The organism is Deinococcus pimensis DSM 21231 (assembly GCF_000519345.1).
GTDB lineage: Bacteria > Deinococcota > Deinococci > Deinococcales > Deinococcaceae > Deinococcus_A > Deinococcus_A pimensis.
Genome location: NZ_KI912675.1, coordinates 266,883 through 281,556 on the forward strand (window position 1 = coordinate 266,883; position 14,674 = coordinate 281,556).

General features: G+C 67.7%; 15 protein-coding genes and 1 pseudogene. 8 read left to right on the forward strand and 8 right to left on the reverse strand.

Annotated elements, in window-relative coordinates; genetic code table 11:
- Positions 1 to 142 precede the first annotated feature (142 nt).
- A complete protein-coding gene (locus tag DEIPI_RS0125210) occupies positions 143 to 1,048 on the reverse strand; it encodes a CPBP family intramembrane glutamic endopeptidase (RefSeq protein ID WP_027483611.1) in 906 nt (301 codons plus the stop codon).
- 287 nt (positions 1,049 to 1,335) lie between these two features.
- Here DEIPI_RS0125210 and DEIPI_RS0125215 point away from each other — a divergent pair, with 287 nt between their 5' ends.
- Positions 1,336 to 2,445, forward strand: a complete 1,110-nt coding sequence (locus tag DEIPI_RS0125215) for a carboxypeptidase-like regulatory domain-containing protein (RefSeq protein WP_157464050.1) — start codon at positions 1,336 to 1,338, stop codon at positions 2,443 to 2,445.
- Between the two features lie 785 nt (positions 2,446 to 3,230).
- A complete protein-coding gene (locus DEIPI_RS0125225) occupies positions 3,231 to 3,722 on the forward strand; it encodes a hypothetical protein (RefSeq protein ID WP_027483614.1) in 492 nt (163 codons plus the stop codon).
- 102 nt (positions 3,723 to 3,824) lie between these two features.
- Here the strand turns inward: DEIPI_RS0125225 and DEIPI_RS0125230 are convergent, their stop codons facing one another.
- Genes DEIPI_RS0125230 through DEIPI_RS0125240 form a run of 3 tightly spaced genes read right to left on the reverse strand, consistent with a single transcriptional unit; the run spans position 3,825 to position 5,448 of the window.
- Entirely contained in the window at positions 3,825 to 4,454 is a 630-nt protein-coding gene (locus tag DEIPI_RS0125230; protein ID WP_027483615.1) for a hypothetical protein, read from the reverse strand.
- Positions 4,451 to 4,903: a hypothetical protein gene (locus DEIPI_RS0125235; RefSeq protein WP_027483616.1), complete on the reverse strand. Its 453-nt coding sequence runs from the start codon at positions 4,901 to 4,903 to the stop codon at positions 4,451 to 4,453. Before DEIPI_RS0125235 ends, DEIPI_RS0125230 begins: the two co-directional genes overlap by 4 nt.
- Positions 4,900 to 5,448, reverse strand: a complete 549-nt coding sequence (locus tag DEIPI_RS0125240) for a hypothetical protein (protein ID WP_157464052.1) — start codon at positions 5,446 to 5,448, stop codon at positions 4,900 to 4,902. The genes DEIPI_RS0125235 and DEIPI_RS0125240 overlap by 4 nt, the downstream gene beginning before the upstream one ends.
- A 107-nt stretch (positions 5,449 to 5,555) precedes the next feature.
- Between DEIPI_RS0125240 and DEIPI_RS0125245 the strand changes: the two genes are divergently transcribed.
- From DEIPI_RS0125245 to DEIPI_RS38445, 3 genes and pseudogenes are all read left to right on the forward strand, one after another.
- A complete protein-coding gene (locus DEIPI_RS0125245) occupies positions 5,556 to 5,960 on the forward strand; it encodes a hypothetical protein (RefSeq protein ID WP_027483618.1) in 405 nt (134 codons plus the stop codon).
- Positions 5,961 to 6,154: 194 nt separating this feature from the next.
- Positions 6,155 to 6,439 (forward strand): annotated as a pseudogene (locus tag DEIPI_RS42340) (DUF4279 domain-containing protein); the annotation flags it as partial.
- Between the two features lie 38 nt (positions 6,440 to 6,477).
- Positions 6,478 to 6,624, forward strand: a complete 147-nt coding sequence (locus DEIPI_RS38445) for a hypothetical protein (RefSeq protein ID WP_157464054.1) — start codon at positions 6,478 to 6,480, stop codon at positions 6,622 to 6,624.
- 169 nt (positions 6,625 to 6,793) lie between these two features.
- Here DEIPI_RS38445 and DEIPI_RS0125260 read toward each other — a convergent pair whose 3' ends face one another.
- The 3 genes from DEIPI_RS0125260 to DEIPI_RS0125270 form a co-directional block, all read right to left on the reverse strand.
- Positions 6,794 to 7,177, reverse strand: coding sequence for a zinc-binding dehydrogenase (locus tag DEIPI_RS0125260; protein WP_045235137.1), 384 nt, complete (start codon positions 7,175 to 7,177; stop codon positions 6,794 to 6,796).
- The gene (locus tag DEIPI_RS0125265) at positions 7,174 to 7,563 is read right to left on the reverse strand and encodes an alcohol dehydrogenase catalytic domain-containing protein (RefSeq protein WP_027483620.1); all 390 of its coding nucleotides are present in this window, start codon (positions 7,561 to 7,563) and stop codon (positions 7,174 to 7,176) included. The genes DEIPI_RS0125260 and DEIPI_RS0125265 overlap by 4 nt, the downstream gene beginning before the upstream one ends.
- A 155-nt stretch (positions 7,564 to 7,718) precedes the next feature.
- Complete coding sequence (locus DEIPI_RS0125270; RefSeq protein WP_027483621.1) at positions 7,719 to 8,297, reverse strand: SMI1/KNR4 family protein; 579 nt, start codon at positions 8,295 to 8,297, stop codon at positions 7,719 to 7,721.
- A 36-nt stretch (positions 8,298 to 8,333) separates the two neighbouring features.
- Between DEIPI_RS0125270 and DEIPI_RS37070 the strand changes: the two genes are divergently transcribed.
- Positions 8,334 to 9,134 (forward strand): IS5 family transposase, encoded by an 801-nt coding sequence (locus DEIPI_RS37070; protein ID WP_157464056.1) that lies wholly within the window; start codon positions 8,334 to 8,336, stop codon positions 9,132 to 9,134.
- Between the two features lie 67 nt (positions 9,135 to 9,201).
- Here the strand turns inward: DEIPI_RS37070 and DEIPI_RS0125275 are convergent, their stop codons facing one another.
- The gene (locus DEIPI_RS0125275; RefSeq protein WP_027483622.1) at positions 9,202 to 10,215 is read right to left on the reverse strand and encodes a hypothetical protein; all 1,014 of its coding nucleotides are present in this window, start codon (positions 10,213 to 10,215) and stop codon (positions 9,202 to 9,204) included.
- Between the two features lie 474 nt (positions 10,216 to 10,689).
- On the opposite strand from DEIPI_RS0125275, the gene DEIPI_RS36200 reads away from it, so the two are divergent.
- Together DEIPI_RS36200 and DEIPI_RS34585 are read left to right on the forward strand one after the other, a co-directional pair.
- Positions 10,690 to 13,725: an ATP-binding protein gene (locus DEIPI_RS36200; RefSeq protein WP_425387893.1), complete on the forward strand. Its 3,036-nt coding sequence runs from the start codon at positions 10,690 to 10,692 to the stop codon at positions 13,723 to 13,725.
- A 49-nt stretch (positions 13,726 to 13,774) separates the two neighbouring features.
- Positions 13,775 to 14,674 (forward strand): AfsR/SARP family transcriptional regulator (locus tag DEIPI_RS34585; RefSeq protein WP_281173264.1); only part of this gene is annotated, 900 nt, incomplete at its 3' end.

The following is a 14,674-nucleotide window of genomic DNA, read 5'->3' on the forward strand; positions in this document are numbered from 1 at the left end:
CCAACTTCAGGGTAGCAAAGCCCACAAGGCAAGCGGCGCGGCCGGGCGCTCTTCGCTGCCCACCGCGCCGCACAAAGGTCCCTCCGGGTGTTCCATCCAAGTTCTGGATCTCCGTTCAGGAGAGGATCGAGCGTTGCCCCGCTCAGGTGGAGCGTCGGTCGCGCCGCACCAGCAGTGCCGCCACGACGACAGCGACGATGATCCCGGCCAGTCCGCCTTCGCCGCGGACGAACACGCCGAACGGCGAGTCGCTGGACTGGAACACGGCGCTGTACACGTACACCCCGGCAGCGTTAAGCATCCCGTGGAACAGCACACCCGGCCACACGCTACCCGACCTCAGCCGCAACCACGCCACCGGGAACGCCATGAGCGTCTGAATGACGAGCGTCGCGGGAACCGCAAACCAGACGGGCATGTCGAGGCCGTAGTGCGCGAACAGCACGAGCGGCAGGTGAAACAAAAACCATGCCGCGCCGAACAGCAGACACGTCGTGACGTACGAGAAGCGCCGCGCCAGGTGCGGGATGAGGACGCCGCTCCACCCCAGTTCCTCCCCGACGGCGAACAACGCCATCGGCAGGGTGTACGCGACGCTCGCCAGGAACGCGTACAGCGGCACGAGCAACCACGTGGGTGCCCAGTGACCGCCCAGGAAGCCCGCGGCGTGCCGCTCGGCGGCCACACCGTCGAAGGTCGTGGCGCCGAGCGTGAAGGTCAGCAGCTGCCCGGCCGTGACGATGACGAAGCCCGAGAGAACCCCCAACGCGAGAGGACGCCACGACCGGACACGCCAGCCCATCCCGCGAAGCGATCGGTGGTACGCGAGCTGCGTGACGACACCCGCGAGTGCCGGACTGAAACTCATCCCGATCATGAACAGCCACATCGTGGGCGGCGCCTGATCGAGCTGCCGCATGTCGAGACCGGACAGCACGGCGGCCGCCTGGAAGCTCCAGGCGAGCAGCAACGTCAGGACCACCTGCGTCAAGGCGACGCCGGGTCGGTGGAGGTTCGGACGACGAACTTGTTCGTTGAGCATAAGCATTTCCCCTTCCGGGCGGCCTGGCCTTCGGTACGCCTGGGCGTAGCACTCCTGCTCGGCTGCCGTTCGAGCCGCATGACCGGCTCTTCAAGCCGCACGGTAGGCGCGGCGCGGTGTCACTCGGATGTCAACCGCTCGGCGGCGAACGACGTGCGTTGTGCCCAAATCAGCCTGAAGTGCGGGCCGGGCAGTGACACCCGGGTGACACTTCTCTACGGCTACGGTGGCGTCACGTCAGCGGCGCCGCCCGAAAGGGAACGGCGCCGGGAGAGAGGTCAAGAATGCGAAACATGAAGCAGTTGGGTCTGGTCATGCTCATCACGGCGCTCAGCGCCTGCGGCGGCGCGCCGACAGGGGACGCCACGGGCCGGACACCGCCCGGTGAAACGGGGTCCGGCGAATCCGGTCAGGCCGGGCCGTACACCATGACGGGCACCGTGAGGAGTGAGAACGGCATGCCCGTTCCGGGGGTGGACGTCTACGCGGACAACACGCTGAGCTACAACGTCAACGCGACCGGCGTCAGCGACACGAGCGGACACTACCGCCTCACGCTGCCACGGAACGAGCTGGGCACCTGGCGGGGCGGCGCAATCTTGCACCGCGAGTATCACGGCATCAACTACCAGTTCGTGCTCGTCGCGAGTGACGTCACGGAATTCCCCGCCGAGCGTGGCGCGGTGCGTGACTTCACGTGGAAGCTGAGCGGCCGGACACCCGAAGGGCAGTATTACGGCGGTTCCCTGTGGATGTACGGCGCGGTGGACGCACCCGGCTTCGACCTGAGCCGCGTCGAGGTGACGCTCGAACCGGACGGACCGATCATCGACGGCAGCGCGGGCAGGACCATCCGGGCGTTCCTGTACGGCTCGCAGATCCGGGACATCCCAATCGGTCGGTACAAGGTGACGGCGCGCTACCTGCCCGAGGACGGCCCGCCACAGTCGGTGCTGATCGCGGAACGTCGTCCCTCGACGTACGCCTCGTCGATGACGGCGGACTTCGAGCGCACCAACACGCTCGGGAACGCCATGCAGTTCACGATCAAGCTGGGCGCCTCAGTGCAACCGGGGGACGCGACAAGCTCGATCTCCGGTGACGTTCGCGCCGCGACGGACCTGAAGGGCGCGGTGGTGGTCGCGTGCGTGATGAACGGTGAGGTCTGCGACGAGACGACGAAGCAGGAAACGACGATCGAGACGTCCGGACTGTCCGCGCGGTACCACCTAGACGACCTCATGGTGGGGCAGCCCTACACGCTGTACGGCTGGAAGGACGTGAACGGCGACAACGTCGTGAACCGGGGCGACCTGATCGGCATGTTCAGTGATGGCGCGCCCGGCACGACGGTGACCCCACCAAACGCGTCGGCCGGGTTCAGTCTCAAGCCGATGAGCTGAACGTCACCTGTCGAGAGCGAGGCGTGAACGGAGCGAACACCGTGGACTGTCCGCTCCGCCTTGGAAGAACGGCGCGGGCGACTCGCTCGAAGTGGAGGTTGAAGTGGATTACGAGGCAAGCACCAGTCAGCCGGGGAGAGCATCCCGGATCTTCATCCTGCGTGTGTGGCACGAGCAAGGTCATGATGGTGCTATCTGGCGCGCTTCGGCTCGGGAAGGCGCGGAGGGCGAACGGCAGTACTTCACGAGTGCCGACGACTTTCTCGAGTTCGTGTATTCCGCGTGTTTGAGGCTGTCACCGAGCGAGAAGCGGTGATTTTGCGCGGTGAACGAGCGCCGGGTCATCAAGACGCTGCTACGCGCCTGGAGGTCTTTCCACGGCCTTGCCTCGCATGGAGGCAAGGCCGTCGCGTTTGAACGCAGCGTGGGGTTCATCGTCTGTGACCTGACAGTCCGACGAGCTCGCCACCCAACTTCATATCAACGGCCGTGCAGGAGAGCAGCCGGGGCTTGGAATGATCGGCGACCCTAAAGAATGCCCTGACTCTGAGTGCGTCTTGATCGTGGTTATTGTCCGTCTGGGTATACCCCAGATACACAACGGTCGGGCAGGACGGCACCTGTCTTCGGCGCGCAGCAGATGCCGTCCAGTTCCCTATCGCTCTACCTGAGCAGCGACAACACCGGTACCGTCGTTCGCTCCGGCCTTGACGCAAGCAGGGACCGTAGGATCGTCAGAGCGCAGGGACGTCCTTGCGTCGATGTCTCTGCCCGTGGGAGGGCCCATGCACGACGAACCCAAGTCAGGAACGTCCAACATCGACGCGAACGTGGCGAGGACATTGGTCACCGCCCTTAACGGGACGCCCGAAGGTGGGGTCTTCGAGGTCCTTCCCTCGTCGGACTTGGCGTCCCTGCTGGAGGTGTACGTGCCGCATCTGCTCTCGCGGCGGTACCCGGCGTGGGCGTGGGAGACGCTGGACGGCGTGTACGTGACGCGCGCTCGCAAGGTGAGACCGCATGTGGCGGAGCTCGCGGGCGCGGGCCTGCTGATGAGCGATCAGGCATGGACGCCCCTGGCCGTGCGGTTGGCGCTCGCCGACTCGCGAGACGAGGTCGCGTCGTACCTCGTGCGGCTGGGTGAACCGGGCGGGGGTCGGCTGCGCATCTCCGGACCGCCCTACGGCAGGAGCGGCGGGTTCGTGGAATCCGTCGTCTCGCGGCTGGACGACGTCGAGTGGGTGTACCGCGTGGAGGGCGACGCCCAGGACGACTGAGCGACTGTCCTCCACGCAACGTGGGGAGCCGCACGCCCGTCCAGTCGACGAGGAGACGCACGTCGTCGCCCGCGTAGAAGCGCTCTGCTCCTGTCATGCCCTTCACCCAGTCACCACGACCACGCCCGTTCGCCGTTCACGCGCTGCGCTCACCGCGTCGAGCAGGGCGGGCAGCGCGCCCCACCCGGGGTCGAGGACGAGCCGCTCCGCCTCACCGAGACCGCCGAGCAGGTCGTGCAGCCGCTCCACCTCCTCCTGCGTCCAGAAGGCCAGGGAGGGTGGGCTGAGCGGATCGCTCTCCACGTACGGCTGCACCTCCGCGTCGCGAAGCACCGGTCGGCCCTTGAGGATGAATGTCACGAGGTCCGCCGCGTCGATCAGGCCGCGGTCCACCAAGGCCCGTTCGAGTTTGAAGAACTCGTCCCTTCGGATCATCGAGACGCCCGCCCGCACCCACGCGTCCGGCGGCAGTTGAACGTCCGTGAACAGCCCGTAGTACCACGACAGCACCTCGTCCACCACCGAAGGCACCCGCGTGCTCGCGCTCGCCAGAGCGTCTCGCCCGCCCTGCCTGACCTCGCGGATCACCTCGGGTCCGCGGTCGTCGAGGAAGCCGGGCTCCTCCGCCAGCCACGCGGCGTACCAGCGTTCGAAGTCGTCCAGCGGTCCGGAGAGGAAGTGCGCGACGAGCCCGTCGGGTGACCCGAGGAAGAACAGCGACTGAACGCTCATCGTGGCGGCTCGTCCACCCGCAGGACCGGCGTGGACGCAAACAGCACGCCCGGCAGGCGGCACGCCTCCAGGAGGTCCCGCGCGTTCTGAGGGAGGTCGATCAGGTGTAGTGCAGTGGATGGGAAGTACACGGCGCGCAACACCAGCCGCGTGGGTCCGTCGCCGTCGTCCTGCTCCATGTCGTACGTGTACAGCCCCCTCACGGCCAGGTCCTCCCACGAGTCGTACCGCAGCGCCTCGTCAAGATCCTGCATCGCGCGGGCGTTCCCACGCCCCGGGAGCTTCTCGACCACGTCGAAGAGGTCATTAAACAGGTCGATGCTAGTGACGAAGTCCGGAAGCAGGGTGAATCCAGCGGTCGTGACCGCTGCGACGTGGCCGTCGTCGTCTACGGCGAACCAGATGAGATCCCAGCCACCCGCGTCCTCAAGGAAACGCCACGTCGTCATGTCGGGTTCTTCCTGGCCACTCTGCTCAAGATTGCTGCCTCCCGCGTCTCCAACTCCGCGCGGCCGCGCCGCATGTGAATCCACGAGTCGTGTCCGTCCTCGCTGAGGAGCGGGAGGAACAGCGCCCACCGCGGCCTTGTCTCCACCGCCGCGAAGGCCTGCACGGCGCGTCCGTCCGTGAACTCCAGCCGCAGTTCCGGCACGCGCATCGAGAGCGTCACGCCCGAAACCTCAGCGCCGACGAGCGAGGCGATGCCACGCGCCATACGGCGGTCCCCACTCTGACTGCCCAACAGCACCGACCTGGGTCCCTCCACCCGCCAGTCCCACTCGATCATCACGCTCCACTCGCCCACGAGGGGCGTCCGGGCGGGCAGGACACGACCGCTGGACAGCGCGAGCTCCGGACGGGGACGCAACGGCACGAGCGCACCGAAGTCGAGCAGCAACGCCGTCCCCCCACCCCGGTACGCCCGGCTGACGCGCTGTCCCACAAGGGGCCGGGTGAGTTGCTCGAAGTCGGTCACGCTCAGGCTTCTCGGCACGAGCGGACCGTAGCACACGCGCCACGACGGACACCTCCGTCATCTGGACGGTGAGACGAGACGGACCTGCCGACGCCCGCCTCGGGTTCGGCGTGTACGCTCGGAGCATGACTTCCCCCGAGGAGTACCGTGACGAACTCGACCGCCGCGCGGCGAACGTCCTGCTGGACTTCACGGGTGTCGCGCTGCTGTTCCCGGCGGGCGTCTGGGTGCAGTGGAACGTCCTGCCCATCCCGATCGTCACGACGGCGGAGACGCTCGCGCACGTCGCGGTGTACCTCGCGTGGAACACCGCCTTGCTACTGCTGCTCGGCCGCAGCCTCTATCGACGCCCCTGGAACGGCGCGCGAAGGCTGAGCTTTCAGTTGCTCGCCCTCTCGGTAGGGGTCGTCGCGGGCTTCATGTCGGGCGGACCACTCGGCGCGACGCTCGGCCTCTTGTTCAGCTTCGGGATCGGGCCACTCGCGGCCCTGCTGCTCGCCCGACTCGACACGCCTAGGCGCGGCGCGTGACGAGCAAGGAAGCCGCCGCCGAGCTGGCCGTGCGGGAACTCACGACCCCCACGCGGATCGTCACGCGGCAGTTCCTGGAACCGCACGCCCTGCGCCGCGAGGACGGCGAACTGCGACCCGAGGCGGTCGTTGCGCGCGAGGACGGGTTCGACGTGTACTTCGCCGTGGAGGGCGAGCCGTACCACCTCGTCGTCATGATCCACACGGCCCTGGGAGGCCATGAGGTGGTGGGGGTGCGGGCGGAGGCTTACTCGCGCGTGACCCTGCTGATCCGCAGCGAGCAGGTCGACCCGGACGAGATCACGCGGATCACGGGCCTGACGCCCACCACGTCGGGACGGATGAACGACATGATTGGGCCCGGCGGACACTGCAAGTGTCAGGGGTGGGAACTCGACGCGTACGGCACGCGCCCCGGCGAGGTGGACGACAAGCTCGCCCGACTCCTCGACGTCACCGAACCTCACGCGGAGCGCGTCCGGTCGCTCACCGAAGGCGACCGCTGCACGGTGGAGAGGTGCTGGTCGTGTACAAGGGCTACAAGGACCAGATGTGGGGCGTCGTGCTCACCACGCGTGACCTGCGGCGCATCCTCGCGCTCGGCGCGGAAGTCGACATGGACCTGTACGCCGGCGGCCCGGACCTCGGGGACGGTGAGCGGTGATCTTCTCCCCGGAGGTGGAGGCGGCGCTGCGGCGCTGCGGGTGGACGCCGGACGAGTTCCGCGCGTGGCGGCCCATGGCACGGATGCTGGAGGACTCCCTGTCCACAAAACTCAGGCAAGGTCAAACTCGAGTTGTGTCGGGTCGCGTGCGTCTTCGAGGGGGACGGGTTCAAGGCTGCGCTGCGGGCGCGAACAAAATTTTTCCATCCAATCCGCCCCGCATGGCCAGCGCGAGGGCTTCCCTGTGGTCCTCGAGACGGAACGTGGCGTGCACGGGCGCGTGAAGCTGACCCGCGTTGACTTGTCGTGCCAGGGCCGTGTACAGGTCGCGGCGCGCCTGAGCAGTCAGGCGGGAGAGCGAGCGTGGGAGCCAGTAGCCTCGCACCTGGATGTCCCGAACGCCGAGCTGGCCTGGGGTGAGCTGGTATGCCTGCTGGCTCAACGCGCCGTACGCGACGAGGGTACTTCCGGACGCCAGGGTGTCGACCAGTCGCACGGTGGCGGTTCCGCCGACGGCGTCGAAGGCCAGTCGGATCAGAGCGCCCTGTGTCACCTCACGAACGCGGGTGGCGAGATCGGCGGTTGCGCGAGTTGTTGGGCGTCGCCTTCAGGCAGAGCCCACAAGTCGGCGGCGGGGACAGTGAAGCGTTGGCGCCACGTGCCGGTTTCGGGAGGGAGCAGCACGAGGTCGCCGATATTGAGGTGCGCAACGTTAGCGCCACGTTCGAGTACTCGGCCGAGCCCTTCGATGCCGCCGATGTAGGGGAAGGTGATGCCGGGGTAGGTACCACGGGCGCAGACGAAGTCGCTGGGATTGATGACGGCGTATTCGACGCTGAGGAGGACGTCTTGGGGGCCGGGCGGGTGAGGTTCGGGCAGGTCCCGGAGGGCGCTGGTGTCGAAAGCGTTGCCGGGTCGGGTGAGTTCGATGGCGTGCATATGTCTCCTGTTGACGTCGGGCTGGACACGTTCCTGCCCGTGAGTTGCAGGGTCGGTCCACGTGGTGACGCGTCATGGTGGATCCTCGGAAACTGGCAGGTCACGCTTGGGCGCTGTGTCCGCTTTAGACGCAATTTCACAACCCTGGACTGCGATCAGGCAGTTCGCCAGCCAGGTCGGCCCGTGTCCAAAATGCGCTCGATCCGTTGATCCTCTTCCTCGTCGCGGTTCCCCAGATCCTCTTGCAGCATCTCCACGGTGTCGTCGTCCAAGTACAGTCGGTCGAGCAGCTCCGTCAACCTGCTCGCCACCGTCACGAACTTCGACTCGGTGTTCCAGCCCGTCCAGGCGGGCTGGCCCATCACGAACACCACCACTCGCCCCTCGCCCTCCTCGGTCAAGTCGAGGAAGACAAAGTCATGCCAGTTCGAGTTCGCAATGGGCAAGACCGGCCGAGGAACGCCAAAGGTTGCTCGCGTGAAGGTGAGCGCCTGCTCGAACGTCGTCACGGTGCCGAACCCATGCCACTCCTGCAACGCGACGGTGCGCCTGTTGCCGTCGCCCAGGTCGACATCCACCGAGAACGCACACGTCCCACCATTCACGACCGACAGGAAGTCGACGACCTCCTGCGGCAGGGCGACTCCAAGGTCAGCTTCCAAGCTGGCGATGTCCGCAGGCGATGCGGGGCGGGAGACGTGGTCAAACACGACGTTACGGTAGATGGCGTGCACGTCCTCACTTTAATGGTGAGTTCGTAGCGTCGGCGCGTGATTGACGAGCTTGTCCCGGACGTCCTGTGGTCGATCGTGCAGCCCTTGCTTCCGAGGCCCGTTCAGCCGCGCGGCGGGCGACCTTTCGCTGATCCACGTGCGACGCTGGCGGGCAACACCAGCGTGCTGCGGGAGGGCATCCGCTGGGCAGCGCTGCCGCGTGCGTTGGGCTTTCCCAGCGGGGTGACGTGCTGGCGGCGCTTACGCGACTGGCAAGCGCGGGGGTTGTGGCGGCGGGTCTGGGAGCGTGTCCTGGAAGGGCTGGCGTCCAAGAACGCGGTCGACTGGTCGCGCGCGTCGGTGGACTCGGCGAGCGTGAGGGCGCTGAGCCGAGGGGACCTGACCGGGCCGAACCCGACGGATCGAGGGCGCCCAGGGACGAAGCGGCATCTCGTCGTGGACGGGCAGGGCATACCGCTGGGCTTGGTGCTGTCGGGGGCGAACCGTCACGACAGCGTGTGCTTCGAAGCAGCGCTGGACGCGATTCCTGGGATTCGGATGGGGCGTCCGGGGCGTCCGAGGCGACGCCCGGACAAGGTGCATGGCGACAAGGCCTACGACCTTCGGCGCTGCCGTCGGGCGTGTCGTGAACGTGGTATCACCGCCCGCCTCGCTCGACGTGGCGTGGAGTCGAGCGAGCGATTGGGGCGACACCGCTGGGTGGTGGAACGGACACTGTCGTGGCTGAACGGCTTTCGGCGTCTGCGCCTACGGTACGAACGGTACGCCTCGCAGTTCGAAGCACTTCATCTGCTGGCGTTGGCACTGATCTGTTTTAGGAAGCTGGCAAGGTTGTGAAATCGCGTCTTAGAGGGTGCCTGTCAGGGACGTTGGCGTCACGGTGAAGGGCTGGGTGGTGTCCGCGTCATCGGGCCTGCTTGACGTCAAACACGAAGCCGCGACCCGACTCGTCGGTGAGGAGGACGCTGTCTCCCGTGACGTTCTGCGGGAGCTCCCAATAGAAGCGCACCCGGACCTCCTCGCCTTTGGGCAGTTTCCCTCCGGCTTTTTCGTCGCGGTTGGCCTTGAGCATCACCTGGTTGTACGCCACCTTTTCGCCATCCGCGTCCTTCAGGGTCGGTTTGAAGTCGCTCCAAGCGTACTCCACGTCACGCCACAGGTTGTTTTTGATTACGAATGTCGCGGTTAGGTAGCGCATGCCCACGCTCGGGGTCTTGCCGTCCAGCATGTCCGTCGTGAAGGTTGCTTCATCGAGACGCACGTCGAACCACTTGAGCGGCATCAGCTTGCCGGTGAGTGCGGGCACCTGGGAGCGGGCGGTGGCGCCGCTCGTGTCGGCAGGGTCCGCGAACCCGGATGGCAACGCTTTCGCTTGCGTGCGGAGGTCGTAGCGCAGCACACTGGCTTCTCCGGCGCGCGTCACGATGAGTTTGGGCACTGGGCCTGCGGCGGGCACCACGATTGCGGTCACCACGTCCACCTTCTGAGCAGGCTTGAGGTTAACTTCAAGCTTGTCGGTCGTGCCGTCGCGCGCGACCGCCCCGATGAACTCGTGGTTGCGGTCCAGCGCGTCCACAGCGGTGAACTTCAGGTCCGCCCAGTAGTAGCGCGCCGCGCTTTTCTGCGGGTTGTGGACGGTGTAGCGAAGCACGAGCAGCTTCTGATCGGCATTGGGGTAGTAGACGTTCTCGCCGATGACGACGCGGCCCGTACTGTACTCGGCGCTTTTCAGCGTGAAGTTGAGTGGGCTCTGCTTGCCCAGTGTGAACGTTTGTCCCGGACGGGCGTTTTGCCCGTCGAGCGGCGTGGTGCCCTGAACGGTCCGTCCGGCAGGCTTGACGGGTCCTGTGGGACTGGCGGCCTGCGCGGCGGTCATGAGGGCCAAGGTGACGGCGGACAAGAGCAGTCTGGTGCGCATGGTGTTCCTCCCCTACGGCGCGGTGACCGCGGTGAGGTCAAGGTACTAACCCATACGTGGTACCAAGATGTTGCCCAGTCGGCAGGCGAAGCGTCCAAGTGGATCGGGGTGAGCGTGCGGGTCGAACGTGACCTTCACGTGCGCCGCCGTGCTCCTACGCTAGGTTGAGCTGGAATGAACATGTCGCGAGCATGGCGGCTTTCCGTGTTGGGGGTCGCGGCGTTGGCCGCGCCCGAGGGTCGAGCAGTCCGTTGTGAGGGCCGACCGCTCGCGCTATTGACGTACCTCGCCCTAGAGGGTGCGGCACCACGCGCGCGCATCGCGACCCTGTTGTGGCCGGACCGGTCGGAGGTCGCGGCGCGGAACAACCTCGTGCAGCTGCTTCGGCGGATGAACGGCACGTATGAGGAGGAGCTCGTGCTGGCCGCGGAGGCGCTGACGCTCGCGCCGCAGGTGCGGGTGGACGTCCGGGAGATGCTCGACGGTGCCGTGGACGTGCTCGACGGCGTCCTGCTCGACGGCTACACCTTCGGGGAGATGCCCGACTTCTCTGACTGGCTGGAAGTGCAACGTGAACAGCTCGATCAGCGCCGCGCGCACCTGCTCCTGGGAAGGGCGGCTGAGCTGGAAGCGCGGGGCGCCTATGACTTGGCCGTGCGGGCCGCGCGACGCGCGCTGGCCTTCGACCCGCTGTCGGAGAGCGCGCACCGCCGGGTGATGCGGCTGCTGTACCTCGACGGGCACGCCACGCAGGCACTGGCGGTCTACGAGGATCTGCGCGAACTTCTGAACCGGACGTTACGCACCGAGCCCATGAAGGAAACGCGGGAATTGGCGCTCCTGATCGAGCGGAGCGGGCAAGTGCCGGTCGTCGCCTCACCCGCGCCGCCCGCCCGGGTGCCGCAGCCGACCGTCCTGGCTGGACGTCAGCGTGAGTGGGACGTGCTGGAGCGGGCCTGGCAGGCCGGGCGGTTCATCATCGTCCGTGGTGAGCCCGGCGTGGGCAAGTCCAGGCTCGCCCTCGACTTCACAAGCAGCAAAGGTCGGGTGCTGGTTCTGGAAGGACGGCCCGGCGATCATCTCGCGCCCTACACGACGGCCGCGCGCAACGTGCGGCGCGTGCTGGACCTCGCGAAGCCCGACCTGCCAGACTGGACGCGCCGCTCGTTGACGTGGTTGCTGCCGGAACTCGTCGGGCCTGGCGAGTCGCCGCTCTTGAGCGCGGACACCCGGCTGCACGACGCGATCCGTCACGTCTTTCAGGTGGGGCTCACGAACGTGGACGCTTGCCTGTTCGACGACATCCAGTACGTCGACGACGCGACCATCGAGGCGGGGTTCGTGCTGATCGACGCGGTGTTCCCCCTTGGACGACCGGGGGGACTGCCTCACTTCGTGGCGGTGCACCGCACGGACGAGCTGTCGCCGTTCACGCGGTCCGTCTTCGAGGGCATGGTGAACGCGCGGCAGGCCGAGTGGGTCGAGGTGGGCCCGCTGGATGAGGACGCCGTGCGGACGCTGCTTGCGAACCTGGACGTCACGGTCGACGCGGAGCGCGCCGCAAGCCTTGTCAGCGCGAGCGGCGGCAACCCGCTCTTTGTGCTCGAAAGTGTCAAGGCGTTACTTGACGTGAGTTCGAGCGAGGGAAGCGCGCCGTTCCTGACGGACCAGGTGGGCGTGCTGATCACCCGACGGTTGTCGCGGCTGTCGAGGATCGCGGTGCACTCGGCGCGTGCGAGCGCGGTGCTGCGGCGTGACTTCTCACCGGAGCTCGTCGCGGCCATGCTGTCCGCGCCGCTGCTGGAGGTGGTCGCGGCGTGGGAAGAGCTGGAAGCCGCGCAGATCGTGCGAGGTGAGCGGTTCGCGCATGACCTGATCGGTGAGGCGATCCTGCTGGACATTCCAAGTGCGACGCGACGGTTGTTGCAGCGTGCGGCGGCGCGTGTTCTCGCGGAGCACGACGCGCCGCCCGCCGTGATCGCGCAGCACTGGCTGGACGCCGGGCTGGACACGCAGGCCACCCCGTGGCTGCTGCGCGCCGCCCGCGCGGCGCAGGCGTCGCTTCGCCTTCGTGAGGCGGCGGCTCACTTCGATCACGCGGCGCGTCTGCTGCACGCTCAGGGTGACGCGGACGAGGCGTTCGAGGTGTGGGTACGGGCGGCGCGGGCCCTCGCGGCACATGACGACCGTGAAGCTCGGCAGGGTGTGATCAACATCCTGCTTGAGCAGGCCAGCTCACCCGTGGGCATCGCGCGGGCCTGGCAGTTGCAGGCGGAACTGTTCGTCACGTGCGGCGAAGGACGCCGCGCGGAGGTCGCGGCGCGGCGCGGACTCGTCGCCCTCGAAGGGCAGAGCCAGAGCGCGCCGGAAGTGCACGCCGACCTCCTGGCGGATCTCGGCGCGGCGTGCTGGGCGCAGGACCGCATGATGGAAGCGCTCGAGGCGCTTGGTGAGGCGGTCGCGCGGCTGGAGCCGCTGGGGGATACGGCGGCGTTGGCGAGCAACCTCAGCAGTCTCGCCGTGGTGCTCGACCATCAGGACCGGCATCGTGACGCCGAGGCGGTTCATCGTCGTGCCTGTGCACTGCTGGAACGTCTCGGGGACAACGCGAACCTACCCGTGGCGTTGCGCAACCTCTCGGTGTGTCTGTGTGACCTCGGGCGGGTTCGTGAGGCGCTCGGGGTGCTGGTGCGCGCGCGGACGCTCGNGCAGGACGTGCCGGGCCTGTGGNGCAGCCCGACCGGGCACGCGCTGCTCGCGCTGGCGCACGCCGATCTCGGTGAGTACACCGCCGCGCTCGCCCATTTCGCGCGGGCCCGCGCGCAGGGAGAGCAGCTGAGCGTCTGGCTGCCCGCGTATTACGGCGCGTGCGAAGGCGAGGTGTGGCTCACCCTCGGTGACGTCGAGCGCGCGCAGCACCTGATGCGCGCCGCCCTCAACCTTCCGGAACTGCCAGGCACGTATCGTCTGCGGCCGCTGCTGAGTCTCGCCCGGCTCGCTGTGACGCGTGGCGAGGACGGCGCGGACCTGCTCGCTTCCGCCCGGACGCTGCTCGATGAGATCGACCGGCCCCTCTGGCGAGCGCGCTTCCTGCTGGTCCGCGCCGAGGCGTCGACACCGCACGAAGCGCTACGGCACGCGCAGGACGCGCTGGCCATCGCCCGCGCGCATGAGCTGGGGCAGTATGAACTCACCGCTGAGGTCCGTCTGACCCGGGCGTTGTTGACGTTGGGCCGCGGCACCGACGCATTCGCGCACGCTGAACGCGCCGCCCGGCTGCTGGAGGAGGTCACGCCCGCGGACATGACGCGTGGTGAGGTGCTGCTCGCACTGCACGACGCGCGGTGCGCGGTCGGACACGTCGACGCGAACGCGGCGCTCAACGAAGCGCGGCGCTGGCTGGACGAGACGAGCGAGCGGCACGTCCCTCACCACGCTCGGGACGCGTTCCTGCACGGCAACGCCGTCACCCGCGCCATTCTGGACGCGACGTCCGACGAGCCCCGCTGAGCGAGCGAGAAACTCACGTCCGGGACACGCATTTTGATAATGTGACGGCATGCCCTCACGCTCACCCGGGTGGCGGCTGGAGTTGCTGGGACGGCCACGTCTCGTCGCGCCCGACGGTCGGGTGGTGCCCTGCGAGCGCAAGACGGCCGCGCTCCTCGCCTACCTCGCCTTCGAAGGTCCAACGTCGCGTGCGCGGCTGGTCACGCTGCTCTGGCCGGGCACTCCTGTCGCGACCGGCAAGAACAACTTGCTGCATCTGCTACGCCGCCTGCGCGGCGCCTGCGGCGCCGACGTGACCAAAGCGGGCGATCCGCTGTCATTGACGGACGGCCTCACCACGGACGTCAACGCGCTCACCGACGAGAACGCAGCGCGCGCACTTCCGACCAACGCACTGCTCGACGGCGTCGATTTTGACGCGTGCCCTGACCTGCACGAGTGGCTGCTCGCCCGCCGTGAATTGGCGGACGCGCGGCGCGCGCACGCCTACCGGGCGGGCGCGCACCGTCACGAGCAGCAAGGCGCGTGGGCGGACGCGATCACGCTCACTGAACGTCTGCTCGTCCTCGACCCGCTCGGTGAGGATACGCACCGCACCCTGATGCGTCTGCACTACCACAACGGCGACCGTCCGGCCGCCCTGCGCGCCTACCACCGCTGCAAGAGCGTGCTGCAGCGCGAACTGAACGCCGAACCGTCCACGGACACCGCGCGGCTCGCTCGGCAGATCGACCAGGGCACCTTACCCGCCGCGGACGACACGGTGAGCGTCACGCCCCCGACGCAGCTTCCGGTGAGCGTGCTGCGCCCACCCACCCTGCTCGGCCGTGAAGCCGCCTGGGCGCAACTGGAGGACGCCTGGACCGCCGGCAAGCTGATCTACCTCACGGGCGACCCGGGGGTCGGCAAGACTCGCCTCGCGCAGGACTTCGTGCGCAGCAAGGGACGC

Excerpts from the sequence above, each read along its gene's own strand:
- DEIPI_RS0125210 (WP_027483611.1), bottom strand. The coding sequence starts at position 1,048 with ATGCTTATGCTCAACGAACAAGTTCGTCGTCCGAACCTCCACCGACCC.
- DEIPI_RS0125215 (WP_157464050.1), top strand. The coding sequence starts at position 1,336 with ATGAAGCAGTTGGGTCTGGTCATGCTCATCACGGCGCTCAGCGCCTGC.
- DEIPI_RS0125225 (WP_027483614.1), top strand. The coding sequence starts at position 3,231 with ATGCACGACGAACCCAAGTCAGGAACGTCCAACATCGACGCGAACGTG.
- DEIPI_RS0125230 (WP_027483615.1), bottom strand. The coding sequence starts at position 4,454 with ATGAGCGTTCAGTCGCTGTTCTTCCTCGGGTCACCCGACGGGCTCGTC.
- DEIPI_RS0125235 (WP_027483616.1), bottom strand. The coding sequence starts at position 4,903 with ATGACGACGTGGCGTTTCCTTGAGGACGCGGGTGGCTGGGATCTCATC.
- DEIPI_RS0125245 (WP_027483618.1), top strand. The coding sequence starts at position 5,556 with ATGACTTCCCCCGAGGAGTACCGTGACGAACTCGACCGCCGCGCGGCG.
- DEIPI_RS0125265 (WP_027483620.1), bottom strand. The coding sequence starts at position 7,563 with ATGCACGCCATCGAACTCACCCGACCCGGCAACGCTTTCGACACCAGC.
- DEIPI_RS0125275 (WP_027483622.1), bottom strand. The coding sequence starts at position 10,215 with ATGCGCACCAGACTGCTCTTGTCCGCCGTCACCTTGGCCCTCATGACC.